At 39.2% G+C, this 23,848-nt stretch carries 25 protein-coding genes; 17 read left to right on the forward strand and 8 right to left on the reverse strand.

What is annotated here, in order from left to right; all coding sequences use genetic code 11:
• Positions 1 to 68: 68 nt before the first annotated feature.
• A complete protein-coding gene (locus ACJYYY_RS02735) occupies positions 69 to 701 on the reverse strand; it encodes an NAD(P)-dependent oxidoreductase (RefSeq protein ID WP_035314501.1) in 633 nt (210 codons plus the stop codon).
• A 232-nt stretch (positions 702 to 933) separates the two neighbouring features.
• Here ACJYYY_RS02735 and ACJYYY_RS02740 point away from each other — a divergent pair, with 232 nt between their 5' ends.
• From ACJYYY_RS02740 to ACJYYY_RS02765, 6 genes are all read left to right on the forward strand, one after another.
• Positions 934 to 1,476, forward strand: coding sequence for a helix-turn-helix domain-containing protein (locus tag ACJYYY_RS02740; protein ID WP_408869080.1), 543 nt, complete (start codon positions 934 to 936; stop codon positions 1,474 to 1,476).
• 11 nt (positions 1,477 to 1,487) lie between these two features.
• Positions 1,488 to 2,576, forward strand: a complete 1,089-nt coding sequence (locus ACJYYY_RS02745) for an ABC transporter ATP-binding protein (protein ID WP_035314499.1) — start codon at positions 1,488 to 1,490, stop codon at positions 2,574 to 2,576.
• Entirely contained in the window at positions 2,576 to 3,379 is an 804-nt protein-coding gene (locus ACJYYY_RS02750) for an ABC transporter permease (RefSeq protein ID WP_035314498.1), read from the forward strand. Before ACJYYY_RS02745 ends, ACJYYY_RS02750 begins: the two co-directional genes overlap by 1 nt.
• Positions 3,376 to 4,173, forward strand: coding sequence for an ABC transporter permease (locus ACJYYY_RS02755; RefSeq protein ID WP_035314496.1), 798 nt, complete (start codon positions 3,376 to 3,378; stop codon positions 4,171 to 4,173). Before ACJYYY_RS02750 ends, ACJYYY_RS02755 begins: the two co-directional genes overlap by 4 nt.
• On the forward strand, positions 4,170 to 5,243 hold the full coding sequence (locus ACJYYY_RS02760) for a PotD/PotF family extracellular solute-binding protein (RefSeq protein ID WP_408869081.1): 1,074 nt from the start codon (positions 4,170 to 4,172) through the stop codon (positions 5,241 to 5,243). The genes ACJYYY_RS02755 and ACJYYY_RS02760 overlap by 4 nt, the downstream gene beginning before the upstream one ends.
• Before the next feature lie 102 nt (positions 5,244 to 5,345).
• On the forward strand, positions 5,346 to 6,056 hold the full coding sequence (locus tag ACJYYY_RS02765; RefSeq protein ID WP_035314495.1) for a carbonic anhydrase family protein: 711 nt from the start codon (positions 5,346 to 5,348) through the stop codon (positions 6,054 to 6,056).
• Between the two features lie 53 nt (positions 6,057 to 6,109).
• On the opposite strand, the gene ACJYYY_RS02770 is transcribed toward ACJYYY_RS02765, so the two are convergent.
• Complete coding sequence (locus ACJYYY_RS02770; RefSeq protein ID WP_035314493.1) at positions 6,110 to 7,153, reverse strand: alpha/beta hydrolase; 1,044 nt, start codon at positions 7,151 to 7,153, stop codon at positions 6,110 to 6,112.
• Between the two features lie 169 nt (positions 7,154 to 7,322).
• Between ACJYYY_RS02770 and coaA the strand changes: the two genes are divergently transcribed.
• Together coaA and ACJYYY_RS02780 are read left to right on the forward strand one after the other, a co-directional pair.
• Positions 7,323 to 8,240 carry a type I pantothenate kinase gene (gene coaA, locus ACJYYY_RS02775; RefSeq protein ID WP_408869082.1) on the forward strand — a complete coding sequence of 306 codons (918 nt, stop codon included), beginning with the start codon at positions 7,323 to 7,325 and terminating at the stop codon, positions 8,238 to 8,240.
• A 109-nt stretch (positions 8,241 to 8,349) separates the two neighbouring features.
• The gene (locus tag ACJYYY_RS02780; RefSeq protein WP_156921164.1) at positions 8,350 to 8,496 is read left to right on the forward strand and encodes a hypothetical protein; all 147 of its coding nucleotides are present in this window, start codon (positions 8,350 to 8,352) and stop codon (positions 8,494 to 8,496) included.
• A 103-nt stretch (positions 8,497 to 8,599) separates the two neighbouring features.
• Here ACJYYY_RS02780 and ACJYYY_RS02785 read toward each other — a convergent pair.
• From ACJYYY_RS02785 to ACJYYY_RS02795, 3 genes are all read right to left on the reverse strand, one after another.
• Positions 8,600 to 10,017, reverse strand: a protein-coding gene (locus ACJYYY_RS02785; protein WP_408605180.1) for an IS3 family transposase whose coding sequence is annotated in 2 segments (ribosomal slippage) — positions 8,600 to 9,543 and positions 9,543 to 10,017 — 1,419 coding nt in all. Because the reading frame shifts where the segments join, the coding sequence is not laid out codon by codon here.
• Positions 10,018 to 10,097: 80 nt separating this feature from the next.
• A complete protein-coding gene (locus ACJYYY_RS02790; protein ID WP_198015722.1) occupies positions 10,098 to 10,922 on the reverse strand; it encodes a YitT family protein in 825 nt (274 codons plus the stop codon).
• A gap of 206 nt (positions 10,923 to 11,128) precedes the next feature.
• Positions 11,129 to 13,102 (reverse strand): LTA synthase family protein, encoded by a 1,974-nt coding sequence (locus ACJYYY_RS02795; RefSeq protein ID WP_035314487.1) that lies wholly within the window; start codon positions 13,100 to 13,102, stop codon positions 11,129 to 11,131.
• A 288-nt stretch (positions 13,103 to 13,390) separates the two neighbouring features.
• Here ACJYYY_RS02795 and ACJYYY_RS02800 point away from each other — a divergent pair, with 288 nt between their 5' ends.
• From ACJYYY_RS02800 to ACJYYY_RS02815, 4 genes are all read left to right on the forward strand, one after another.
• Positions 13,391 to 14,842, forward strand: coding sequence for a catalase (locus ACJYYY_RS02800; protein WP_035314486.1), 1,452 nt, complete (start codon positions 13,391 to 13,393; stop codon positions 14,840 to 14,842).
• Positions 14,843 to 15,002: 160 nt separating this feature from the next.
• Positions 15,003 to 15,281: a helix-turn-helix domain-containing protein gene (locus ACJYYY_RS02805; RefSeq protein ID WP_035314485.1), complete on the forward strand. Its 279-nt coding sequence runs from the start codon at positions 15,003 to 15,005 to the stop codon at positions 15,279 to 15,281.
• Between the two features lie 547 nt (positions 15,282 to 15,828).
• Positions 15,829 to 16,464 carry a class A sortase gene (locus tag ACJYYY_RS02810; protein WP_035314484.1) on the forward strand — a complete coding sequence of 212 codons (636 nt, stop codon included), beginning with the start codon at positions 15,829 to 15,831 and terminating at the stop codon, positions 16,462 to 16,464.
• Between the two features lie 152 nt (positions 16,465 to 16,616).
• Positions 16,617 to 17,315, forward strand: a complete 699-nt coding sequence (locus ACJYYY_RS02815) for a hypothetical protein (protein WP_408869083.1) — start codon at positions 16,617 to 16,619, stop codon at positions 17,313 to 17,315.
• Between the two features lie 25 nt (positions 17,316 to 17,340).
• Here ACJYYY_RS02815 and ACJYYY_RS02820 read toward each other — a convergent pair whose 3' ends face one another.
• Both ACJYYY_RS02820 and ACJYYY_RS02825 read right to left on the reverse strand, forming a co-directional pair.
• Entirely contained in the window at positions 17,341 to 18,045 is a 705-nt protein-coding gene (locus tag ACJYYY_RS02820) for a hypothetical protein (protein ID WP_051456922.1), read from the reverse strand.
• Positions 18,046 to 18,049: 4 nt separating this feature from the next.
• Positions 18,050 to 18,484, reverse strand: a complete 435-nt coding sequence (locus tag ACJYYY_RS02825) for an Rrf2 family transcriptional regulator (protein WP_035314482.1) — start codon at positions 18,482 to 18,484, stop codon at positions 18,050 to 18,052.
• Positions 18,485 to 18,633: 149 nt separating this feature from the next.
• Between ACJYYY_RS02825 and ACJYYY_RS02830 the strand changes: the two genes are divergently transcribed.
• The 3 genes from ACJYYY_RS02830 (at position 18,634) to ACJYYY_RS02840 (ending at position 20,705) form a co-directional block, all read left to right on the forward strand.
• Entirely contained in the window at positions 18,634 to 19,113 is a 480-nt protein-coding gene (locus tag ACJYYY_RS02830) for a DNA starvation/stationary phase protection protein (protein WP_035314481.1), read from the forward strand.
• A gap of 230 nt (positions 19,114 to 19,343) precedes the next feature.
• The gene (locus tag ACJYYY_RS02835) at positions 19,344 to 19,646 is read left to right on the forward strand and encodes a HesB/YadR/YfhF family protein (RefSeq protein WP_408869084.1); all 303 of its coding nucleotides are present in this window, start codon (positions 19,344 to 19,346) and stop codon (positions 19,644 to 19,646) included.
• Positions 19,647 to 19,655: 9 nt separating this feature from the next.
• Entirely contained in the window at positions 19,656 to 20,705 is a 1,050-nt protein-coding gene (locus ACJYYY_RS02840; protein ID WP_408869085.1) for an AI-2E family transporter, read from the forward strand.
• Positions 20,706 to 20,733: 28 nt separating this feature from the next.
• Here ACJYYY_RS02840 and ACJYYY_RS02845 read toward each other — a convergent pair whose 3' ends face one another.
• On the reverse strand, positions 20,734 to 21,561 hold the full coding sequence (locus ACJYYY_RS02845; RefSeq protein ID WP_408869086.1) for an alpha/beta hydrolase: 828 nt from the start codon (positions 21,559 to 21,561) through the stop codon (positions 20,734 to 20,736).
• A gap of 194 nt (positions 21,562 to 21,755) precedes the next feature.
• Between ACJYYY_RS02845 and proB the strand changes: the two genes are divergently transcribed.
• Both proB and ACJYYY_RS02855 read left to right on the forward strand, forming a co-directional pair.
• Positions 21,756 to 22,562, forward strand: coding sequence for a glutamate 5-kinase (gene proB / locus ACJYYY_RS02850; protein WP_035314476.1), 807 nt, complete (start codon positions 21,756 to 21,758; stop codon positions 22,560 to 22,562).
• A complete protein-coding gene (locus ACJYYY_RS02855) occupies positions 22,562 to 23,806 on the forward strand; it encodes a glutamate-5-semialdehyde dehydrogenase (protein WP_035314475.1) in 1,245 nt (414 codons plus the stop codon). The genes proB and ACJYYY_RS02855 overlap by 1 nt, the downstream gene beginning before the upstream one ends.
• Positions 23,807 to 23,848 lie beyond the last annotated feature (42 nt).

Raw genomic sequence — 23,848 nt, forward strand, 5'->3', positions numbered from 1 at the left:
ACTGTCCAGTGTTGTGGGTTCAGTCCCCAAGTTCGCCTGAGCACGATTGCTTTTTTGTTGCTATTAACTTACTTGCTTTCACCGACAACAGTGAAACGTTCATTTTGATGCTTCGGATGAACAGCCTCATCAATCATCGCGATGGCATAATCCGCATAGCTGATATAACTTTCATTCGCTTTGTTAGCCAGTAAATGATCGCGACCAGCAACGTAGTGACCCGTCCGAATACCGTCAGGATTAAAAAAGGCTGACGGACTTAAGAAGGTCCAGTTAATGGGTGACACTTGTAGATCGGTAAGGTTTTGCCCTTGGTTGGAAGCAGTCGGTAAAAAGGCTGCGGGGAATTCAGGGGTATCCATCACACGGGTGATTTTTTCGGGATCAACATACAAACTACCAGCACCACCAACGACTAATAAGCGGGTGGTTGTATTTGTGAAAATTTTGATTAAATGGCGTCCAGCTTTAACATGTAATTCTTCGTCGCCGGGTTTAGCACCAAAGGCATTGATAATGACATCGAAAGCGTTGATATCAGCTGTTTCGAGATCAAACACCTCTTTTTCAATCACCTTAACCGGTTGTGAAATGTTCGCCTTGTTACGCACAATCGCAGTCACATCGAGTTTGCGATCAAGCGCCTCTTGTAAAATAAATTGTCCTGCTTTACCACTTGCACCAATAATTGCTAATTTCATTGTTATTACCTCCAGTTTTATATTTCCCTTTATGTAACCATTGTAGTTACATTAAATAAAAAGGTCAAGAAAAAGCTCTTATTCGATATTGCAATTCTTGCATAATAGAGTATAATTACGTTGTTAGTAAACTATAAGTTTACTTAGACTAAACTTGAGGTTGTATCGATTCAACGTACCGTTGCACTAACACAACGTAACGTTGTAAAGAAGACTAACAAGGAGGTTTCGAATGAATATCGGCCAAAGTTTGAAAAATTTACGCTTAAAAAAAGGCTTAACACAAGAAGAGTTGGCAGAACGGACTGATTTATCCAAGGGGTATATCTCGCAAATTGAACATGAGAGCAGTTCACCTTCGATGGAAACTTTTTTTGATATATTAGAAGTGCTTGGTGTGAGCCCCAAAAGTTTCTTTGATGAGAAAACACAACAGCAAAAAATCATTTACGATGAAGCAGAACATACGTATTACGAAGATACTGAAAAAGGCTATCAAATTAAGTGGCTCGTACCAGAATCAAATGAAAAAGAAATGGAACCGGTGATTTTAACCTTCCCCCAAAAAGGCAGTTTCAAACAATTTGAACCGTCATTATCCGAAACGTTTGGCTATTGTTTAGCCGGCGTTATCAAGATTCAATTTGGACAAACAGTCCATCGACTAAAAGCGGGCGAAGCTCTCTATTTTCAAGCGTCACAGCCTCATCGGATTTATAGCGACAGTGACACTAAAAGTGTAATTGTACTTGTAGCAACGAACTCTTACCTATAAAGGAGAATGACATGACGACACCTATCATTGAATTTAAAAATGTCACAAAAAAATATGATGACACCCTCGTCTTGAACGAGATGAATTTTACGATTGAAAAAGGGAAGTTTTACACGTTACTTGGCCCATCAGGCTGTGGCAAAACAACCATTTTACAATTGATTGCTGGTTTTACAGACATTACCAGTGGCCGTATTTTATTAAATGGTGAAAAAATCGACCATTTACCACCGAATAAACGACCGATTAATACGGTTTTTCAAGATTACGCCTTATTTCCTCATTTGAATGTGTTCGAAAACGTTGCCTTTGGTCTCCGTTTAAAAAAAGTAAGTGAAAAAGTGATTGTCAAAAAGGTCGAAGAAGCGTTAGCGATGATGAATTTATCAGGTTTTATTAACCGTGACATCCAAGCAATGAGTGGTGGTCAACGTCAACGTGTGGCAATTGCCCGGGCAATTGTTAATGAGCCTGACATCATCTTACTCGATGAACCCTTATCGGCATTGGATTTGAAATTGCGGGTCGCGATGCAAAATGAATTGCGGCAGTTACAACGTCGCTTAGGGATTACTTTTATTTTTGTTACCCATGACCAAGAAGAAGCGTTGGCGATGTCAGATGAAATTTTTGTCTTAAATGAGGGCGAGATTCAACAAAGCGGCACACCAATTGACATCTATGATGAACCAATCAACCGGTTTGTGGCTGATTTCATTGGTGAATCAAATATTATCGCGGGCAACATGTTATCCGATTTTAAGGTAGTTTTTGCAGGCAAACAGTTTGACTGTGTTGATCAAGGCTTACGTCCGAATGAAGCGATTGAAATTGTAATCCGCCCCGAAGACTTAGTTTTAACAGAGCAACACCAGGGCAAGTTACAAGTCACTGTGACATCACAGTTGTTCCGCGGTGTCCATTACGAAATTTTCGCAGTCGATAGCGAGGGGAATGATTGGCTTGTGCATTCGACGAAGAAAGCAAGTGTTGGCGATACAATCGGGTTGGAGTTTAACGCCGAAGACATCCATGTCATGCGCTTGGATGAGTCTGAGGCCGAGTTCGACAAACGACTTGAAGCGTATGAGGTGTCCTAATGAGTAAAACTTTTCGACGCCTGTATTCAGTTCCTTATTTCTTATGGATTATTTTATTTGTGATATTGCCGGTTTTGCTTGTCGCCTACTATTCATTGTTTGATATTAGCGGTCACTTCACCTTCGATAACTACCGCCGCTTTGCAACACCGGTATACTTAAAAATGACCTTGAGTTCGTTTTGGTATGCGTTTTTAGTGACGTTTTTCTGCTTGGCAGTGGCGTATCCAACGGCTTATTTATTAACACATACGAAGCATAAACAACTATGGTTGTTATTAATTATTTTACCCACCTGGATTAATTTATTGTTGAAAACCTATGCTTTCATCGGTTTATTTGGCGCCTATGGCCCAGTCAATGAGGTGTTTAGCTTCTTTGGGATACCCGCCCAACAGCTATTGTTTACCGATTTTAGCTACGTATTTGTCACGACCTACATCTTCATACCGTTTATGATCATGCCGATTTTCAACGCGTTAGAAGATTTAAATCCATCGCTCATTCGGGCTTCACGTGATTTAGGGGCCTCAAGCGCTCAGACATTTCGTCGCGTGATTTTCCCATTAACACTCGATGGCATTAAAGCCGGCACGCAGGCTGTTTTTATTCCCGCCTTGTCACTCTTTATGATTACCCGTTTAATTTCGGGCAATCGCGTTGTGACACTCGGAACAGCCATTGAACAACATTTTCTCGTGACCCAAGACTGGGGAATGGGTTCCACTATTGCCGTCGTTCTCATTGTGGCGATGGGAATTATTATGTTTGCCATGAGTGGTAAGAAAGGAGCGGGCGAATGAACAAACAAATGAAATGGGGCAATGTCTATTTAGTCGCTGTCTTTGCAGTGCTCTATGTGCCAATCCTATACATGGCGTTGTTTTCGTTTAATAAGGCAGGCACAATGGTTAATTTTTCGGGTTTCACCTTGGACTATTATCAAGAAGTGTTTCAAGATAAACGGTTGATTATGATCGTGCTCGATACGTTTGCGATTGCGCTACTATCGTCAACCATCGCGGTCATTATTGGTGTGTTTGGTGCTTTGGCCATTCGTTACGCACCAAAACGTCAGTATAAAAACAGTATCTTAACGTTAAACAACGTTTTAATCGTTTCACCGGATGTCATTATTGGGGCCTCCTTTTTAATCCTCTTTACAATGGTCGGTTTGAAACTCGGTTTTGCCTCGGTTTTAATTGCCCATATTGCCTTTAGCGTACCGATTGTCGTGCTAATGGTATTGCCAAAATTAAATGAAATGAGTCCATCACTCGTCCGTGCCGCCCAAGATTTAGGTGCTAACCAGTGGCAGGTCCTCACGAAGGTGATTTTACCTTCGCTGACGTCGAGTATCTTTGCGGGGTTCTTTATGGCGTTAACATACTCACTGGATGACTTTGCTGTTACTTTCTTTGTGACCGGAAACGGTTTTTCAACCTTAGGTATTGAAATTTATTCACGGGCAAGAACGGGTGTATCACTTTCAATCAATGCGATTTCAACCATCCTGTTTGTGATTACGTTAGCACTCGTATTAGGTTATTACTTCTTAAGCATTAAAGACAAACGAGCAAAGGGGATACGTAAATGAAACGATTAGTTTATTTTTTTTCTGGCATTATCGTCGTCGCCTTAATCATTTTGTTAATTGCCGTTAAAATGAATGCGGCCAGCGGCAATACTGCTGGAAATACCTTAACGATTTACAATTGGGGCGATTACATCGACCCGGAGTTAATTACAACCTTTGAGAAGGAAACGGGCATACATGTCAGTTACCAAACGTTTGATAGCAACGAGGCAATGATGACCAAAATTGAGCAAGGCGGAACCAACTTCGATTTAATCGTACCGTCTGACTATACAATTGCTAAAATGAAAAAAGCCAACCTGCTTGAGAAACTCGATAAAACAAAGATCTCACAGTTTAATAACATCGATGCGAACTTTAGACACTTAAATTATGATGACGGCAATAATTATTCAATTCCGTATTTTTGGGGAACAGTCGGGATTTTATATAACAGTCGCATGCTCGATGGTTTGACGATTACAAGTTGGTCAGATTTATATCGTCCCGAATTAAAGGGTGAAATCATGCTCGTTGATGGGGCGCGTGAAGTGATGGGAATGGGGCTCAATACGTTAGGTTACTCGTTGAACGATGTGAACCCAACCCATCTCGACGAGGCACAGACAAAGCTGAAACAATTGATGCCGAATGTCAAAGCGATTGTCGGGGACGAGATCAAATTGATGATTCAAAATAAAGAGTCAGCCCTCGGCGTCGTATGGTCAGGCGAGGCAGCTAACATTGTGCAGGAAGATGCTGAACTTGATTACGTCATCCCCTCAGAAGGAACGAACCTTTGGTTTGATACGATGGCAATTCCAAAAAAAGCCAAAAATAAGGAGGCTGCCTATGCCTTTATCAATTTCATGTTGGAGCCAGAACATGCCGCTGCTAATGCAGACTACGTCGGTTACTCAACACCGGTGACGAAAGCTAAGGCCTTTTTACCACTGGAAGTGGCCAATGATGAACGTTTTTACCCTGATTTTTCTGAAGTGAAAGGGCTCGAAGTCTATGCTGACTTAGGTCCCGAAAAGTTATCCCTCTACAATGAACTATATTTGCAATTAAAAATGGCTAAACGGTGACAAATTGTAAAATTAGGCTTATAATAAGACTAAATTAAGGCAAGACAACGGGACGGTTCTGTTTCAGTAACTATCGCCCGATTTGCTATAGGGGGTAAGACGATGGGGATTCAACAAATAAAACAATGGACATATAAGCTAGACGGTACTGGGAGTACAGACTGGGGCGATTTATGTGAGGCGTTTGCCATCGCAAAAACCGGCTTAGCACAGTCTCCGATTAACATCGAACGCGCAGATGCGCTTACCGCTGTATCTGTACTACCAGTAACGTATCACTACACAAATTTAACCTTTGATTGTGAGATGAAGGGCGATCGTGTCTTTCATGCTTATCCACAAGAAAACACCAATTATTTGACATACCGCGGTGTTAAATACCATTTAACAAACTGGCACATGCACATGCCAAGTGAACATCAGATGGATGGATTTCATTATCCGCTTGAAGGTCATCTTGTCCATACGAATGAGCAGGGCGGTGTGATTGTACGGGCCTTTTTCATGAAAATTGGCGAGCGCGATAACCGTCTCTTGGCTGGTTTAGCTGAGCAATGGCAACTGGCTCAGTCCGAAGGTAAAAAAGGCAGCTGGCAGTTTAACCCAGCAACCTTAATTGCCGACAGCCGTGAAACAATTTATGTGTATGATGGCTCGTTAACAACACCACCGACACTAGAATGCGTGACATGGATGGTGAGGAAGCGTCCAATGATTATTAGCCACGAACAGTATACAGCCTTTGTTAATTTGTTAAATGGCTCTAATCGTCCGGTACAGCCTTTAAACGGTCGCATTGTTTCTAAATATTAATCATGAAAAGAAGGCCACACTTGCTAGGATGCAAGTGTGGCCTTCTTTTGGTTTTATTTAACGAATTTGTTAACGAGTTGTAAAACATGAGCAGCAGCATTTGGTAAATGCGCCATGTAACCGTGCGTTACGCGTTCGATTTCATGATGTTCAACTGTTACACCAGCTTTGGCTAAGACATCAGCATATTTGCGAGCTTGATCACGTAATGGATCAAATTGTGCTGAAATAATAAGTGCTGGCGGTAAGTTAGTTAAGTCCTTAGTGCGAATAGGTGCTAATAAAGGATTGTATTTCAGTTCATAATTATCAGCTATGTAGAGGCTAAACATCTTATCTAAGCCATCTTTGGTAAGAACAAAGCCTTCATCAAAAATATCAAATGAGGGGTATAAGACACTGGCGTCACGCGAGAAAATATCAGTGATCGGGCTAAATAAGAGTTGTTCACTAATCTTCGCTTCAGATTGTTTGTCGCGGGCTAAAATACTAATAACAGCCGCGAGGTTAGCACCAGAACCTTCACCGGCAACGATAAAACCAGAACCGTCGTATTCAAGGCTAGCAGGATGAGCCTGTGCCCATTCTAAGGCTGCGAATGCATCTTCGACAGCAGCAGGAAACGGCGCATCGGGAGCTAAGCGGTATTCGACTGTGATGACTTTGAAACCAGTTTCTTCAACGATGTCACGTGCAAGCGCATCAGTTGTTTGGAGATTGCCGTTAATGAAGCCACCATCATGGAAGTAAAGCATTACTTTGTAAGGGCCATCTTTAATCGGTGTATAAATTCTAATCGGCAACTGAGTGCCTTTTGGTCCCGCGATTTTTTTATCTTCAACCAGTCCTACGTGAACAGAGGGACGTACAGGTGTTAATTTATCGGTTACACGGATGTATTTATAACGGCTGCCAATATCAGTCGTACTACCGCTTGTTTTAACGTATTCTTTAGCGTCATCGTTTAAGTTTTCTAATTGTTCAGGGTGGGCGATGGGCACGCCTTTAGCTTTACGGAATATGAAAAAAAGCACCGTAAAGGGCAATAATACAAGTGTCGCAAATCCTACAAATAGCCATTTTAAAAATTTATTCATCTCGTTCACTCCTTTAATTTCACTTCTTTACCATTATACCAATTTTCCGAAATAATAAGCAATTAAAGACTCAGCGGTGAGGGTTGTGATTGTTCAATCAGCGTGAATTCAAGTATAATGTAGAAGTTGGAGCCAGTGCTTAATTTATAGCGTTGAAAGGATACTTAAAATGAAAGAAGCCTTATATCGTACGTTTACAAGATCGGAATGGAAAACGTTAGAAAAAATCACACTACCAGATTTATCCCTATCTGAGTTAACGCGGATTGAAAGTTTAAATGACCGATTATCATTAGCAGATGTAGAAGAAGTCTACCTCCCATTAATTAAATTATTAGCCATTCATATTAAAGAGTTTCAAACGAAAAACACCGAATTAAATCAGTTTCTGAAGAAAACAGATAAGCCTGCCCCGTTTATTATTGGGATTGCTGGCAGTGTCGCAGTTGGGAAAAGTACGATTGCACGACTGCTGCAAGTTTTGTTAAGCTATGCTTTACCAGCATTAAATGTTGAGTTAGTGACGACTGATGGTTTTTTATTCCCGAATAAAGTGCTTCGAAAGGCTGATATGATGGATCGTAAAGGCTTTCCTGAAAGTTATGATGGCCGCCGCATCATTCGTTTTTTGAGTGAATTGAAAAGTGGTCAAACAGAAATTCAAGTACCACTCTACTCGCATTTAACCTATGATGTCTTGTCGGATGAAAAACAAACCTTAATTGAACCCGATGTCGTGATTGTTGAAGGGGTTAATGTATTGCAAGGCAATCTCAAACAACCGTTTTTCACCACTGACTTCTTCGATTTTTCAATTTATATGGATGCTGATAAGGGATTGATTCAAAAATGGTACGTCGAACGGTTTATGCTTTTACGTGAAACGGCCTTTTTAAAACCAGAATCATATTTTCATACGTATGTTGATAAAACCGATGAACAAGCTTTAGCGATTGCTGATGATGTCTGGCATCGCATCAATGAAATTAACTTAGAAAAACACATTGAGCCGACTCGTAATCGAGCAAAATTGATTCTGAAAAAGGGCGAAAATCATAAAATTGACGAAATTAAATTACGAAAGTAACAGCTTTGATTGCAATTTTGAATCAAACAGCATACAATAAGGATGTCAGACCGACAGATTGCCGAGCAATTCTGCTGACAATTCTACTCAAAAGAGAGGTAAACAACTCATGGGAACATCTTTCCGTGTCGCGCTTACAGTTGCCGGTCTAATTTTAACGGTCTATTGCTCATATTTAATTGTGGTTCAAGTAGCAGCAGACAATAACGTTGATCTACAGTCACCCGTTAAGTATGAAGCGATAGAAAGTAAGTAACAAAAAAACGAATGCACGATCGATATCTGTAGTGACCCCCAAAAGTTAGACTTTTAGGGAGTGGAGAAATCCACTCCTTTTTTTCATGTTTTAAAATGGCTGACTACGCAACTAATCGTGCTGTTTTACGAAATTGAACGGGACTTTGCCAGTTTAGCTTCTTTTTCATACGTTTATTATTGTAGTAGTGAATATAGCGATCAATCGCTCGTTTGAGTTCCTCGAAGCTATGATAGATTTCACCATGGAAAATTTCTTGTTTCAAAAGACCAAAGAAGTTTTCCATAGGAGAATTATCTAAACAATTCCCTTTTCGGGACATGCTTTGAAAGATTTTATGTTCCTTGAGTTTATCACTGCATGCAGCCATTTGATAAGCCCATCCTTGGTCTGAATGGAATATTCTACGAAAAGGGCAATTATTTGTTGTCTTGATAGCATCTGCTAATCCGTTTATAATAGCTGCTGCATTCGGCTTCTCTGATACTCGATAAGAAAGAATTTCACTATTGTATAGGTCCATAAAAGGATCTAAATAAAGTTTTTTCTGACGAATGACACCTGAGGTGTCTGCTTCAAAATATTTGAACTCGGTTGTATCAGTTGTTATTTTTTGATGGCAAATACTCGTGTAGAATCGTCGATGAATAAGATTTTTAGCAATTCTACCGACCTTGCCACGATAAGAACTATATCGACGTGACTTTCTAGTATAGGATTTCACCTCGATACCTAATTTTTTTATCAAACGTTGAACTTTCTTTTTATTGATAGATAATCCGTAGTTTTCCAATTCTTTTTTCATTCGAAGGCAACCATAATCCTTATGTTCTTGACGAATTTCTAACATTTTATTTTCGATATCTTGATCTGGATTTAAGCGATTAAAGCGTTTCTTCCAATACATATAGGTTGCTTTAGGAAATTTTAATGTTTCAAGAAGCTCAACTAATTTGAATGATCCTCGGAGGCTGTCGATGATTCGTGCGACTGATTCTTTTGTCTTTGTTGAGCTTCCAGTTTTCGCAGCTTCCTCAATTCTTTTAAAAAGGCATTCTCAATTTGAAGCGAACGCACTTGTTTCTCTAAATCTTTGATGCGGTCGCGTTCTCCAGCTATTTCACATATTGCAACTTTTTTTACAGCTTTCTTTTTCTTAGACATATTAGAAGGACGTCCTTTCGTTTTTGAAAGTCCTTCGACTCCATCCTCTCTAAACTTACGCATCCATGATGCAATCAGAGGTGGATTATTAATGCCTATGGCATTAGCCACATCACGATAGGACATTTCACTTGTTTGATATAACTCTATCGCATCTAACTTGAATTGAACAGAATATTTTTGATTTTGACGCTTTCTAAAAAGACCTTCTTCACCAAATTCTTTATAAATATTAACCCACCTTAGTATCTGTTTCTTATCTTTCAATTCATATTTATTCGCTAGATACAATAGGCCTTCTCCATCAAGGTATTTTTGAACGATTCTAAATTTAAATTCAAAATTATATTTTGCCATAAAAATAGCGACCTCCAAACGTTAGATTTTTGGTCTAACTTTTGGGGGTCGCTTCAATCTTTCGATCGTGCATTCGTTTTTTAGTTCTCTTTTTTGGTGATGTTCGTTATCTTATGAGTAAAACCTTCACCTTCGACGCGTTTGACATCATTAATAATAATAAAGGCATGTTCATCAATTTCACGGATGGATTGGGTTGCTATGCGGAGCTGTTGCCGACTAACAACCACATAGAGGACTTGTTTGGCTTGTTTCGTATAGTGACCGTGACCATGAAGAACAGTGATGCCACGTTCGATTTGTTGCTCAATTGTATTCGCAATCAATTCATGCTTTTCAGAAATAATGATGATTGATTTTTTGACGTTGGCACCTTCTAAAATTAAATCGAGTACCTTTGTCGAGATGTAGAGCGAGATAACAGTGAAAATCATATTTTCAAAGCCAATGACAAAGCCCGATGGGATAACGACGATGAGATCGAAAAACAATAAGGCGTAGCTCGTGTTCCAACCAAGGTATTTATTTGCCATCTTCGCTAGAATCGCTGATCCCGCCGTGGTACTCCCACTATTCATAATGAGACCGATACCGACACCCATTGAGATACCAGCTGCAACACTTGCAACAAGTGGAGAGTGAAATTCAGCGCCCCACGTATGTGTTAACTTCAAGAAGAGTGACATGAAGGCAATGGTAACAATGGTATAATAGAAGGTTGATTTGTCCAAGTATTTATAGCCTAAAAACATCAGCACGCCGTTAAAAATTAAGTTGGTGAGAGCCGGTGCAATCCCAAATAAATAAAAGAGAATCATCGTTGTCCCGGTGACACCACCTTCAGTAAGGTTGTTAGGAAGGGCAAAGATGTTGACTGAAAGGGCGAAAATAAACGAACCAATCATAATTTTTGTGATGTTAAATGTTATTTCTTTTTTCACGATAGCCACCTCATTTAATAGTTAGTTAATAATAGTAATCAGAAAAAAAGACTTCCGCTAGTAGCTAGCAGGAGTCTTTTCTAAAAAAAGCATTTAGGCATCATACGCCTAAACTGTCTCACCATAAAATTATATATAGCTAGTTTAGCATGAAAGGTGCAATCTAGCAATTACTTCTCATCTTTTGTGTCTGTTTTCTTAGCAGTTGTTGAGTTGTTACCGTACGTATAGTCTGACCGTTTAGTAGGGGTAAAACCCTCAGGTGTATAGAAACGGAGTAAATCTTGTTGGAGGACTTTATCAGAGAAACCGAGCACATTATTGACGTAATTATGTTGCTCTTTCATCTCATCTGTTACCTGCTCATCGGTCAAGACGGTGCCGGTTTTTTGGTCGTAATACTTACCACCAATATAAGAAACCGTGTTACTTACAAAGTTACCATTTCTAAATGGAATCGTTTGGTTATGAGTGGTTGATAATAAGTCAGTCCCAAATTGCAGGTAGTCTTTACTATCGATACCGAGTAAGTGTAAGACCGTTGGTAACGTATCAACTTGGCCGCCATAGGAATGGTCAACAAAGCCATCGACACCAGGAACGTGTATCATGAGTGGCACACGCTGTAGTTGGGCAACATCGAAATCAGTAACGTCATCGTCACCTAAAACTTTACCAAGTGCATCTGAGCGGTTGTCTGACGTGCCGTAATGATCGCCGTACATAACAATCACAGAGTTGTCATACAGACCTGATTTCTTTAAATAGGTCATAAACTGTCCAAGTGCCTCATCGAGGTAACGGGCAGTTTGAAAAGAACCGTCAACTGTTGAATCGCCTGAATTTGCCCCATCAATCGTAGCGTCTTCAGCACTTATTGGGTAAGGGAAGTGATTGGATAAGGTGATGAACTTCGCATAAAACGGTTGTTTCAATGTTTCTAACATTGGAATCGATTCTGTAAAGAAGGGTTTATCTTTCAGACCGTAATTAAGCGTATCGTTTTCGTTCATGTCATAGTAGCTTGAGTCGAAAAAGTTCTTAATACCGAACTCTTTATATACGGCATCACGATTCCAAAACGACCGTGTGTTACCATGGAATACCGCGCTATCGTAGCCATGGTGACCGAGAATAGCAGGCTGTGATTGATAGACATTGTCACCTTTAGACGTAAAGGCCGATCCGCTAGCAAGACCGTACAATGAGTTTTCTAACATCATTTCGGCATCACTTGTTTTACCTTGACCGACTTGATGAAAGTAATTATCAAAGGCGATGGTTTCTTTATCTTTGAAGAACTTATTAATATTTGGTGTCACTTCTTCACCATTTAGCTTAAAGTTAACTAAATATTGTTGAAAAGACTCTAAATGGATGTATATAACATTTTTGTTTTTAGCGATACCAAAGTATTTTTCGTTTGGCACAGCATAGTTCTTTTTAGTGAAATCGAGCGCTTGTTGCGTATCGGTACCGCTCGCACTCGCTTTTTCTTTTGTTGATTTCGCAGTACGATAAGTATCGAATAACATGAAGTTGGTCATACCGAGATATTTCACGACGTAGTTATTATCAAACCCACGTGAAAGTAATTGCGGACGATCAATTTCAGCTAATGATAGGTTGGCTGCAAATAAGGCAACCGCTAACGTTAAAATTCCTAAGGTTTTACGGGGACGAACACGCACCGCTTTGTTAGGAACAAATACTTTGAAAACAAGTAATAAAATTAAGAGCACAACATCGGTAAAGACAAGGAAATCGACCGGGCGCATTAATGCCATAATGCTGCCACCCATATCTCCTAAGTTTGATGATTGTAACATCGTTGGAACGGTGATGAAATCAGCAAATTCACGGTAATAGACAACATTGCAATAAAGCAATAAGCTCAAGAGGAAGTCCGCGAGTATCATCCAAATAAAGGCGCGTCTCCCTTTCGCGAATAGGCCAAGTCCAATGAAGAACAAGGTTGCACTTAGAGGGTTAAGCAATAGTAAGAAGGATTGGGCTCCATTTTCAATGCCTAAGGTGAAGGCGAATTTATAAGTGATGTAGGATTTAATCCAAAATAATATAACCGCTAGTAAGCAAAACAATAAGGCACTACTGAAGGGTTGTTTGATTTTTAAACGACTCATGTTTTAATCTCTCCTATTTTTCAGGTTTTAACGTCAATAAAAACAAACAGGTGACTACTTTTACTCGGACGTAAAGGCTACCTGTTAGACTGAAACAATAATACCACAAACTGGTCGTAAATGCCAAAGTAAAGAAATATATCAATGACAGGATGAGGTAAAATGACAGTCTGATTATTTTCTGATAATTAAAGATTAATGCTTGCATAAATCAAATTAACCGATTAAAATTAGGGGGAATAATGATTATTAAATAATAATTATTATAAACGAAAAGAGGTGCTCAATATGACGAACAACAAGTTAACAACGAATACCGGTGCGCCAGTTGGCGATAACCAAAACACGATGACCGCAGGTGTTAATGGTCCGGTCTTATTACAAGACGTACATTTCATTGAGAAAATGGCTCATTTTGACCGTGAACGTGTGCCAGAACGTGTCGTTCATGCCAAAGGTGCAGGTGCACATGGTGTTTTTAAAGTAACAAATGATTTAACAAAATACACACGTGCTGATTTCTTATCAGCAGTTGGTAAAGAAACTGAAATTTTAACGCGTTTCTCGACTGTTGCAGGTGAACTTGGTTCGGCCGATACAGTGCGTGACCCACGTGGCTTCTCTGTCCGTTTCTATAGCGAAGAAGGAAACTATGATATCGTTGGTAATAATACACCGGTTTTCTTCATTAAAGACCCGCTTAAATTCCCTGACTTTATTCACACGCAAAAACGCGATCCGCAAACCCATCTAAAAAGCGCCACTGCTGCTTGGGATTTCTGGTCGTTATCACCAGAATCATTACATCAAGTAACAATCTTAATGTCTGACCGCGGGATTCCGGCCTCATTTAGACATATGCATGGTTTTGGTAGTCATACATATCGTTGGACAAATGCTGAGGGCCAGAGCTTCTGGGTGAAATATCACTTCAAAACAAACCAAGGGGTTAAAAACTTAACTGTTGAAGCGGCTGAACGTTTAGCTGGTCAAAATCCTGATTACCATACACAAGATTTATTCTATGCGATTGAAGATGGTGATTTTCCGTCATGGACTCTCCATGTTCAAATCATGCCGTTAGAAGATGCAGCGAAATATCGCTTTAATCCGTTTGATGTAACGCAAACAATCTCACAAAAAGATTATCCGTTAATCGAAGTCGGTACAATGATCTTGAACCGTAACCCGGAAAACTATTTTGCAACAATTGAACAAGCGGCCTTTTCACCAGCAAACATCGTACCTGGCATTGATTTATCACCAGATAAAATGTTACATGGTCGTGTGTTCTCTTATCCAGATACGCAACGTCATCGCATCGGACCAAACTATAACTTGTTAAAAGTTAACCAACCAAAAAATCCGATTAACAACTACCAACGCGACGGTGCAATGCGCAGCGATAGCAATGGCGGTTCAAGTGTTTATTATGAACCGAATAGTTTTGGCGGACCGAAAGAATCACCTGTTGATAAATATGCAACCTTGAAACTCGAAGGCATTGCTGCGAACCATGCGCATGCTAACGATGATTTCTATACACAACCTGGTGATTTATACCGTTTATTAAGCGAAGAAGAAAAACAACGTTTAGTTGATAATATCGTCGGTGGGTTAAGCACTGTCCGATTAGAAGAAATTAAAATTCGTCAAACACAACACTTCTATAAAGCCGATAAAGATTATGGTGAACGTGTTGCAAAAGCACTAGGCTTATCGTTAGATCAAATTAAATAAGCATCATCATATTAGCGAACACCAAAAGTTAGTTGAAAAACTAACTTTTTTTTATGGCTTGAATTTACAATTGAAGTGCAACGCTACAAAAAAGACCCATAAATAAATATTCAGTAGAATAGAAGTTACTACACAACTTATTCGAAGAGGATTAATAGTTATGAATCACTACCAACATCTTACCCTATTTGAACGTGAAGACTTACATGGATGGATTGAACAAAATCTTTCGATTCGAAAAATTGCTGATTTCCTTGATAACACCACATTCTATTTTGCGCATCCTAATTCATCTTGGAAGTGTGGGACAAATGAAAAGACAAAGAGTCTATTGCGAGAATATTTGCCTAATAAACAGACATCACAACATACAGAGAGGCGAACATTGATATTTTTACATCTAAACGTAATTATCGACTCAAAAATGTTTAAACTGTAAAACACGGTATGAAGTCTTTTGCAATATTATGTTGCATTTTATTTGACAATTAAAGGGTCAAATAGTCTAAAGAAAGGAAAAAAGTACAGCGAAGATGGCGTGGCACCAATTTCATTGGCATCTTTCTTTGGATTTCGAAAAGTTCTTTATGTTTTTGTCCCAACTGACCGTTTATGAAACGCAATTACGCAACCAACGCGTGTCTCTCAAAACCTTGAAAGACCTGTTTATTCGATTTTAATACTGGATTGCTCAGGTGTCCCTTTTTTTTAAAAAAACTTTTTTGAAATGACACGCGTTCAGTTTGAAACGTTTTACTAGCGAGTGATAAGTTTCTATTGATTAACTCGAAACATCGTAAGCTGTTTGATTGCTTCAGTCATAAGTGAGGGCAGTCAATAGCGTTCTCTCGATGAGTAAATAGTCTCTTTCGCAGAAAACTGTCAGCTTCCGCCTTTTTTTTTTTATGTTTTAAAGTGCATCTTAGAAAAAAATAGGGTAAGATGTAAAGACTAGAGCAATCTATTTAAGAAGGGAATGTCCAATAATGCAAAAAAAGAAGTTGCTTTTACCTATCATCATTTTAATAATCGGTCTTTTACTAATTTTATCACCATGGATTAAAAACATGATTATTGCCAACATGAGTCAAGTCGATAGTTCAATCACTGCGAGTCAATTGAGTGATAATGATAAAAATAAAGCGAAGAATGATTACGATGCAGTTAAACGTCCGTCGTTGACGACTGTGTTTAACAACAGTATGAATGTCGATAAAAATGCCATCATCGGCGAAATTGAAATTAAAAGTGTTAAACTGCATTTACCGATTTTAAAAGGAACAAACGATGCGAATTTACTCGGTGGGGCAACAACAATGCTTGATAATCAAGTGATGGGTAAAGGAAATTACTCATTAGCGGGTCATCACATGCGTGATGAAAAATTACTGTTTGGACCATTGATGAACATTAAAGAAAAGGCTGAAATCATCATTACGAATAAGAAAAAAGATTATCACTATCGAGTTACTGAAACAAAAATTGTCGATGAGACACAGGTTGATATTTTAGATGATAAAAACGATGATCGAATCACGTTATTTACGTGTGATACAGCTAGTGCAACAACGAAACGTTATGTTGTTATTGGTCAGCTGGATAAGGTAACAAAACATAAATAACCGCAGAACGAGAGTGGTGAACATAGTTTTAGTCTGAGCCAGTGTTGCGACACTGGCTTTTAGTCTGGCTAGAAGTTTATCCATTTGTAAACGAGATGTGATACAATAAAGTGATTAATAAATTAGAGTATTTATTGAGAGGATTGTAGTCGATGAGCGAGAAGAGCAATTCAAAAAACAAGTTATTCGGGCTTTTTTTTGTCTTAACGGTACTGATTATTATTATTGCAGTTATTTTTGCAGTGCGACATATTAACAATGTAAAAGCGATTGAAGAAGCGAAGGTCCAAAAGGCTACCTTAATTGTTAATCGTTTGTATAAAGATGAGCGACTGGCAGATGGTGTAACTGAAATAACGTTAAATAATGCCCGGACGGCAACGGCAGAGATTGAGGATGAAACAAAGAAAAATAAATTAGCGAAACAAATTAAACAAGCAACTCTGTTATTGGAGCAGCAAAATGATCTTATCGAGCAGCTAGATGCCTTTACAACGGACGATGGCGATCAATTCATTGATGATTTAACGAGTGTGAAAGTGCGAGAGTTGCCAGTTGAAAACATTAGCAATGCAAAAATACAAGAGCAAGCCCTAGCCAAACAAACAGAATTAATTGACTGGCTAGCAGCGAGTGATGAGCTCGAAGTGACGATTGGTCAGCTATTTACAAATGGCGAGCAAGCTAAACTAGCACCTAAAGTGACCGACGCACAAATAAAAAAGGCGAAAGAACAAATAAAAACAATCAAAAATGAGAAGAAACGTGTCTTGTTTGAGGTTCAAATTAATAAGGCAGTGAAATTAAGTGCTGAATTAGCTAAGAAAAATAAAGCGAAAGCCGACTCTTAACAAGGAGACAGGCTTTCGCTTTTATTTACCATTCCATTTCAATTAGTGCTAACGTGGAGGCGGTTGGTGCTGTATTAAGGAGGCGCTGCCAAGGGATGAGCCAGTCAGCGGGTAACTTTCGACGGAAGTAAAGCACCTGATCCAAAACAGCAGTAGCAATTGCTTGTTGTTCAAGCGGCTGTCCACGTTTAAAACGTCTTTGGCAAACGGTTGTCCAAAAGTTTTTGTCAGGGTAATCTTCGATTGCTTGGATTGCATGTATAAACGCAGTAGTATCATAATGATATATATGAAATGCGATTTTATCAGCCGACCACGTTAAAATATCAGTGGCTTCGAAAAGTTTCAGTTGAAGTTTCTCGTTAAAGGCAGTTAAAGAGGCTGCAACTTGAAAGCTGTTTAATGTTTCGAAATCAGCAAAAATCACAGTCGGTTCAATTGAGTGGGTACGGTAATGAAACCCAAGCATGCGTGGTCCATCCTTAGCAAAATAAAAGGTTGTACCTGCCAACGTTTGTTCGTGCTCAAAGCCTGTAACGGTTGTAACGGCTTCAATCGGTAGCACACGATACACTTCTAAAAAGTCAAAACCATACGAGGTTGGTTCAATCGTCGCTAGGGTGTTTTTAGCCAGTAATCCGTCAATGGTTTCGTGATAAAAACGGTCATAGTTTTGTGGTGGTTGAAAACTACTATGAGGATGTTCTGGTGTTTGCCAGTATAAGGTCATCGAATCACTCTTTCGCTTCATTTAATGTAATAATTTGTTTTACTATCGAATCAATTGTCTGTGTAGCAAGGTAAGCTTCCATTTTTTGTTGGGCTTTAAATAAGACATCCGCTAAAACCTTTTCGATTTCAGAACCTACGATACAATCAGGATTAGAATTTTCATGTATTTGGAAGAGTGTATTGGGAACACTGTCAACAGCGTGGTAGACATCGAGTAAGCTGATTGACTCAAAGGGGTGTAGTAGAGTAGCCCCTTTGGAACCGCGATGATTAGTCACGAGTTTCGCCTCTTTTAATTGACCAATAATACGACGAATCACAACGGGATTCGTATTGACACTACTTGCCAACAACTCGGAACTCATGCCTTCATTTTGGTCGAGCGCTAATAAACTAAGCACGTGCACAGCCACGGTAAAACGACTACTAATCTTCATTTAGTCAGCCTCCTTCACTCAATTATAGAAACTTGATGTCGTCACTGTCAATGATAATGTTCTCACTTAAGTCGTATCAGTAAAGATGTAGTAAAAAAAAGGTTATAATACAAGGTATAAAGATCGTAAAAAAACTGGAGGTATGAATTATGAAAACAATCAAAGCAGTTGATACAAAACAATTTTTAAATCACCAAGTGGCCAATTACGGCGTCGTGTATATAAAATTACATCAACTTCACTGGTATGTCAAAGGCTCTCATTTCTTTACCTTACATGAAAAATTTGAAGAGTTATATAATGAGACAACGGCCATTTTAGATGAAATTGCCGAGCGTTTAATTGCAATCGGTGGAGCACCTTATTCGACATTGGCTGAGTTTATCGCTCATTCAAGTATCGAAGAACAACCTTATAAAACACCGCTTAATCAAGATGAGATGGTGAAAATTGTCATTGCTGATTTAACAACTTTACGTGATGAATTAGTTGAAGGCATTGCAATCAGCGATGAAGAAAACGATTCAGTAACAAATGACTTGCTTATTTCGAAAAAAGCCTCAATTGATACGCACATTTGGTTCTACACGGCTTTCTTAGGTGAGCAACCAGTGCCTGCTAAAGATTAAACGACAGGTGAAATCACCTTGTTCAGCCTTATCAACTCGTAGGCAATGCTGCTTGCGTTATTTCGAAAGAAAAAGAAGTTTGTTTTTACTTTTTCGACAATCTGAGACCTTGAGAAAGCATCAAGGTCTTTTTTTGTTCATAATGTTGTCATTGCTCTCGGGAGAGTTTTCAGCTTAAATATGTTACAGTAATAGAAGTTAATAGTAGAATTTGAGGGGAGTGCATCAGTTTGAAAATTGAAATTAGTAGCCCAGCGTTGGCTTTTTTTAAAGATGAGTTTGATATAGCGAAAACGCCTAGCATTCGTCTATTTGCGAAGTATGGTGGTAACAGTAATATCCATCAAGGTTTTTCAGTAGGAATTATGGCAGAAGAGATGGTCGATCCTGTAGTTGAGGTTCCCGTGGACCAAATGGTTTTTTTTATTGAAGAAACTGACTTTTGGTATTTTGAAGGACACGATTGGCATATTGATTATGATCACCAAACAGACTCGCTTGATTTTGGACCAGTTACATCTACAGATAGATAGGAGAGAACTATGAAAGAATTGTTAGAATTGTTCCAGAAAAAAGCAGTCCGTCGCTTTTTGATTTTTGTATTACTGATTGGTATCCTTTATGTGTTGCGTAGTATGATAAGTGTGCTACTCCTAACGTTCATCTTTGCTTTTTTAGTGGACCGCTTAGAAACACTTGTTTTAAAATATATCAAACTACCGCGAAAACTAATTGTTGTCATTATTTATGCAACCTTTGTTATCTTTATATATACAATGATAACCCATTATTTACCAACGATTGTCACTCAGGTGACTCAATTATTCAATTCAACGGTGGACTTTTTTAGTCAAGGTAAGAGCAATGCAGCCTTTACAATTACGATGGATTTCATGGAAAAATACAACGTTAAACAGTACATGAATACAGGTGTTAATTTACTTGTTTCTTCATTAACAAGTGCAAGTAGCTTAACGATGAATTTATTAATTGCTTTATTATTAAGTTTTTTCTTTTCCCTCAGCAAAGAACATTTACTTGTTTTTACAAAAGGCTTTAAACACAGTGCAATTGGTTTTATTTATGATGAAATGGCCTACTTTGGATCGCGTTTTATCGGTACCTTTGGTAAGGTATTAGAAGCACAATTTATCATCGCGTTGTTCAATACATTAGCGACAACCTTAGTTTTATGGTTGCTTAATTTCCCACAACTGATTAGTTTAGCACTGATGATTTTTGTGTTGAGTCTTATCCCAGTTGCCGGTGTTGTTATCTCTCTGATACCGCTATGTATTATCGGTTATACGATTGGTGGCTTTAAAGATGTTATTTATATGGTGATAACGATTCTTGTTATTCATGGTATTGAGGCCTATATTTTAAACCCTAAAATCATGTCATCGAAAACTGATTTACCCATTTTTTATACGTTTCTCGTCTTGATTTTTAGCGAACACTTCTTTGGGGTTTGGGGTTTAATTGTCGGAATTCCTGTGTTTATGTTCTTAGTAGACGTTGTTGGAGCGAAACCAGAACATCTTGAAAAGGCATCATTACTCAAAAAAGTAAGAAAGAAAAAAGTGCATTAAAAAACTGATTGCCGCTATTTAAGGGCAATCAGTTTTTTAATTTTGTTTGAGGAACTGACCATAAAAATTGACCGATACGACAATCAACCGTACTGTTTTCGTGTAGCAAGGAATGAAGGCCGGCCTCGCCTTTAATGATTTGTGTTTGAATCGGGCTTTTTTTGAAAATTTCTTCAGCGAGTAGGGCGCTTTCAAGGGAGACTGAGCCATCGCCACCAACAGCTTGGCTTGTATAACCCGCCACAATAAGTAAAGCGGTACTTTTAGGTAGATTTTCCGCCATCAACTGTGACATTTTGGCAGTGGCTTTTTCCTGGCTTTTTACTTTATTCGTGTAATCATTTGCCGCTAAAGGCACACCGAGGTAAACTAATTTGTTTAGTTGGGGTAGTTCGGCATTTTGGTGGTTGAGGGCAATAAAAACAGTTAGAGCGCTTCCGCCCATTGAATGTGTCACGAAGTTGACTTTTTTTATGTGATTTTCTTCCGCGAGGTAGGTCATGATATTTTTAATGTAACCTGCTTGTGTTTTTAAGTTTTCCTTATTTGAAGCAAAGGTCACATTAATGAGTGGATTTAGACTGTCTTTGTCAAAGGTTCCGACAGCATTAACGGTACCATCCGTATCAACACGTAATGTTTGCGTGTTTGACGCCCAATCAAATTGTGACTGAAAGCGATTGATCATACCACCAAAGGTTCGCTCATTACCATTATACCCATGAATAAAGACCGTTGGAATATGAGTAGATTGTGCTTTAGGATATTTGGGCTGCATGAGTGAAAGTAGCGTAATGACAAGGCCGACAGCTAAACAGGCAGATAGGATGACGAACAGTCCAGTATGTTTTTTCATAGTTCACCTCAATTAATTGTGTAATACCCTTTATTATAGCGTATGTTACTCTGTTTGTGTACACCGCTAGTTTCAGAAAATTCGGACTAAAAGAAATCATAATACTGCCCTTTTGTAAAAAATCGTGTAAAATAAAGGGAATAACATCATAAACGGTAAGAACTTATTACTGGATACATAAAAGGAGTGGCAGTGTGAGAACAACTATTGCGACAAGTAAGCGTGTGGTTATCAAGGTGGGTACATCATCATTAATGTATGCCAATGGCAAAATAAATTTACGGACGATTGAACGATTAGTCCGCGTAATTGCTGATTTATCAAATCAAGGTCGTGAAGTTGTTCTTGTTTCATCAGGAGCAATCGGCGTTGGGATTCATAAACTGCAACTCGATGAGGCACCGATTGAGATGGCTGGTAAACAAGCGGTAGCAGCTGTAGGACAGTCAGAGCTCATGCATATTTACAGTAAACTATTTGGTGAATACGGTCATGTTGTTGGACAAGTATTATTAACCCGCGATGTGATTGACTTTCCTGACAGTCGGAAGAATGTGACGAATACGTTTGCGAAAATGCTCGAACATCATATCATTCCAATTGTTAATGAAAACGATACAGTCAGTGTTAATGAAATCGAACACGTTACCCGCTTTGGGGATAATGATCAGTTATCAGCGATTGTCAGTGAAATTATCGAAGCTGATTTACTGATTATTTTATCGGATATTGATGGTCTATATGATAGCGATCCACATAAAAATAAAGCGGCAAAACTAATCGCAGAAGTTCAGGCGATTACACCCGCGATTGAAAAGTTAGCAGGTGGTGAAGGCAGTCGCTTTGGGACTGGTGGAATGGTGACTAAAATCGAGGCGGCTCAACGCGTGTTACATAATAAGTCGAAAATGGTCATTACAAATGGTGCGGATCCCTACATTATTCATGCGATCTTAGCAGGCAAGCAGATTGGTACTTTATTTAGTTTGGAGGAGAAATAATGACCGAAATAATCGAACAAGGGCAACGGGCCCGGCAGTCAGCACGTAAACTTGCGCTGCTCGAAACCTCCCAAAAAAACGACTTGTTAGCCACCATTGCAGCGGCTTTACGAGCAAATAGTACGGCAATTATGACTGAGAATGCAAAGGATTTAGCAGTTGCAGCGGAAAACGGCGTGACTGAACCAATGATGGCGCGCTTGCGTCTTGATGAAAATGCGATTGAGATCATATCTCAAGGTGTTGAACAGGTGATGAAACTAGCGGATCCTGTCGGTGAAGGAGTCAATGCTTGGACAAATGAAGCGGGACTGAAAATTGCAGAAGAACGTGTCCCTTTTGGTGTCGTAGCGATTATTTATGAATCACGTCCGAATGTGACCGTTGATGCAGCTGTCTTATGTTTAAAGGCGGGGAATGCGACGATTTTACGAGGTGGTAAGGAAGCAATTCATTCAAATCGTGCCCTTGTTAAAGTAATTCAAGCCGCCTTGCGTGCCTTTGGTTTAGAAGAGGCCGTGCAGCTGGTGCAAAGTACAGAACGCGCATCTGCCAAACAATTAATGCAATTGAACGGCTACGTTGATGTGTTAATTCCTCGTGGGAGTGCAGGGCTGATTCAAACGGTTGTGCAAGAAGCAACTATACCAGTGATTGAAACAGGCACAGGCAATTGTCATATATATGTTGACGCATCAGCTGATCAAGCACAGGCTGAAGCGATTATTATCAATGCGAAGGTCCAACGTCCGTCTGCCTGTAATGCGGTTGAAACAGTTTTAGTTCATGAAGCGATAGCAGCGACCTTTTTACCAGGACTCTTAACGAAACTACAACAAAAAGGGATTGAAATACGCGGTGACGAAACAGTTCAATCCCTTAACGAGTCAATCGTGCCAGCAACTATTCACGATTATGAGACTGAATTTTTAGATTTAATCATTGCCATTAAAGTGGTCGATTCGACTGCGACAGCGATGAATCATATCGAACGTTATAGCACAAAACACTCGGAAGCAATTTTAACCAATTCATACGCGGATGCCCAATTATTTAAAAAGGGAGTCGATGCGGCTGTCGTATATGTTAACGCCTCAACCCGTTTTACCGATGGCTTTGAATTTGGTTTCGGAGCAGAAATCGGTATTAGTACACAAAAACTACACGCGCGTGGACCGATGGGATTGACACAACTAACGTCGGTTAAATACGTTGTTAGCGGTGACGGACAAATTCGCCATTAAATCAGACTTAAGTTGTAGGGGAATATCATGCTCTAGCATCTA

The sequence above is a fragment of the Brochothrix campestris genome (assembly GCF_046058945.1).
GTDB classification, from domain to species: Bacteria; Bacillota; Bacilli; order Lactobacillales; family Listeriaceae; genus Brochothrix; species Brochothrix campestris.

Coding starts and splice junctions, on each gene's coding strand:
- ACJYYY_RS02735 (WP_035314501.1), bottom strand. CDS start 701: ATGAAATTAGCAATTATTGGTGCAAGTGGTAAAGCAGGACAATTTATT.
- ACJYYY_RS02740 (WP_408869080.1), top strand. CDS start 934: ATGAATATCGGCCAAAGTTTGAAAAATTTACGCTTAAAAAAAGGCTTA.
- ACJYYY_RS02745 (WP_035314499.1), top strand. CDS start 1,488: ATGACGACACCTATCATTGAATTTAAAAATGTCACAAAAAAATATGAT.
- ACJYYY_RS02750 (WP_035314498.1), top strand. CDS start 2,576: ATGAGTAAAACTTTTCGACGCCTGTATTCAGTTCCTTATTTCTTATGG.
- ACJYYY_RS02755 (WP_035314496.1), top strand. CDS start 3,376: ATGAACAAACAAATGAAATGGGGCAATGTCTATTTAGTCGCTGTCTTT.
- ACJYYY_RS02760 (WP_408869081.1), top strand. CDS start 4,170: ATGAAACGATTAGTTTATTTTTTTTCTGGCATTATCGTCGTCGCCTTA.
- ACJYYY_RS02765 (WP_035314495.1), top strand. CDS start 5,346: ATGGGGATTCAACAAATAAAACAATGGACATATAAGCTAGACGGTACT.
- ACJYYY_RS02770 (WP_035314493.1), bottom strand. CDS start 7,153: ATGAATAAATTTTTAAAATGGCTATTTGTAGGATTTGCGACACTTGTA.
- coaA (WP_408869082.1), top strand. CDS start 7,323: ATGAAAGAAGCCTTATATCGTACGTTTACAAGATCGGAATGGAAAACG.
- ACJYYY_RS02780 (WP_156921164.1), top strand. CDS start 8,350: ATGGGAACATCTTTCCGTGTCGCGCTTACAGTTGCCGGTCTAATTTTA.
- ACJYYY_RS02790 (WP_198015722.1), bottom strand. CDS start 10,922: ATGATTGGTTCGTTTATTTTCGCCCTTTCAGTCAACATCTTTGCCCTT.
- ACJYYY_RS02795 (WP_035314487.1), bottom strand. CDS start 13,102: ATGAGTCGTTTAAAAATCAAACAACCCTTCAGTAGTGCCTTATTGTTT.
- ACJYYY_RS02800 (WP_035314486.1), top strand. CDS start 13,391: ATGACGAACAACAAGTTAACAACGAATACCGGTGCGCCAGTTGGCGAT.
- ACJYYY_RS02805 (WP_035314485.1), top strand. CDS start 15,003: ATGAATCACTACCAACATCTTACCCTATTTGAACGTGAAGACTTACAT.
- ACJYYY_RS02810 (WP_035314484.1), top strand. CDS start 15,829: ATGCAAAAAAAGAAGTTGCTTTTACCTATCATCATTTTAATAATCGGT.
- ACJYYY_RS02815 (WP_408869083.1), top strand. CDS start 16,617: ATGAGCGAGAAGAGCAATTCAAAAAACAAGTTATTCGGGCTTTTTTTT.
- ACJYYY_RS02820 (WP_051456922.1), bottom strand. CDS start 18,045: ATGACCTTATACTGGCAAACACCAGAACATCCTCATAGTAGTTTTCAA.
- ACJYYY_RS02825 (WP_035314482.1), bottom strand. CDS start 18,484: ATGAAGATTAGTAGTCGTTTTACCGTGGCTGTGCACGTGCTTAGTTTA.
- ACJYYY_RS02830 (WP_035314481.1), top strand. CDS start 18,634: ATGAAAACAATCAAAGCAGTTGATACAAAACAATTTTTAAATCACCAA.
- ACJYYY_RS02840 (WP_408869085.1), top strand. CDS start 19,656: ATGAAAGAATTGTTAGAATTGTTCCAGAAAAAAGCAGTCCGTCGCTTT.
- ACJYYY_RS02845 (WP_408869086.1), bottom strand. CDS start 21,561: ATGAAAAAACATACTGGACTGTTCGTCATCCTATCTGCCTGTTTAGCT.
- ACJYYY_RS02855 (WP_035314475.1), top strand. CDS start 22,562: ATGACCGAAATAATCGAACAAGGGCAACGGGCCCGGCAGTCAGCACGT.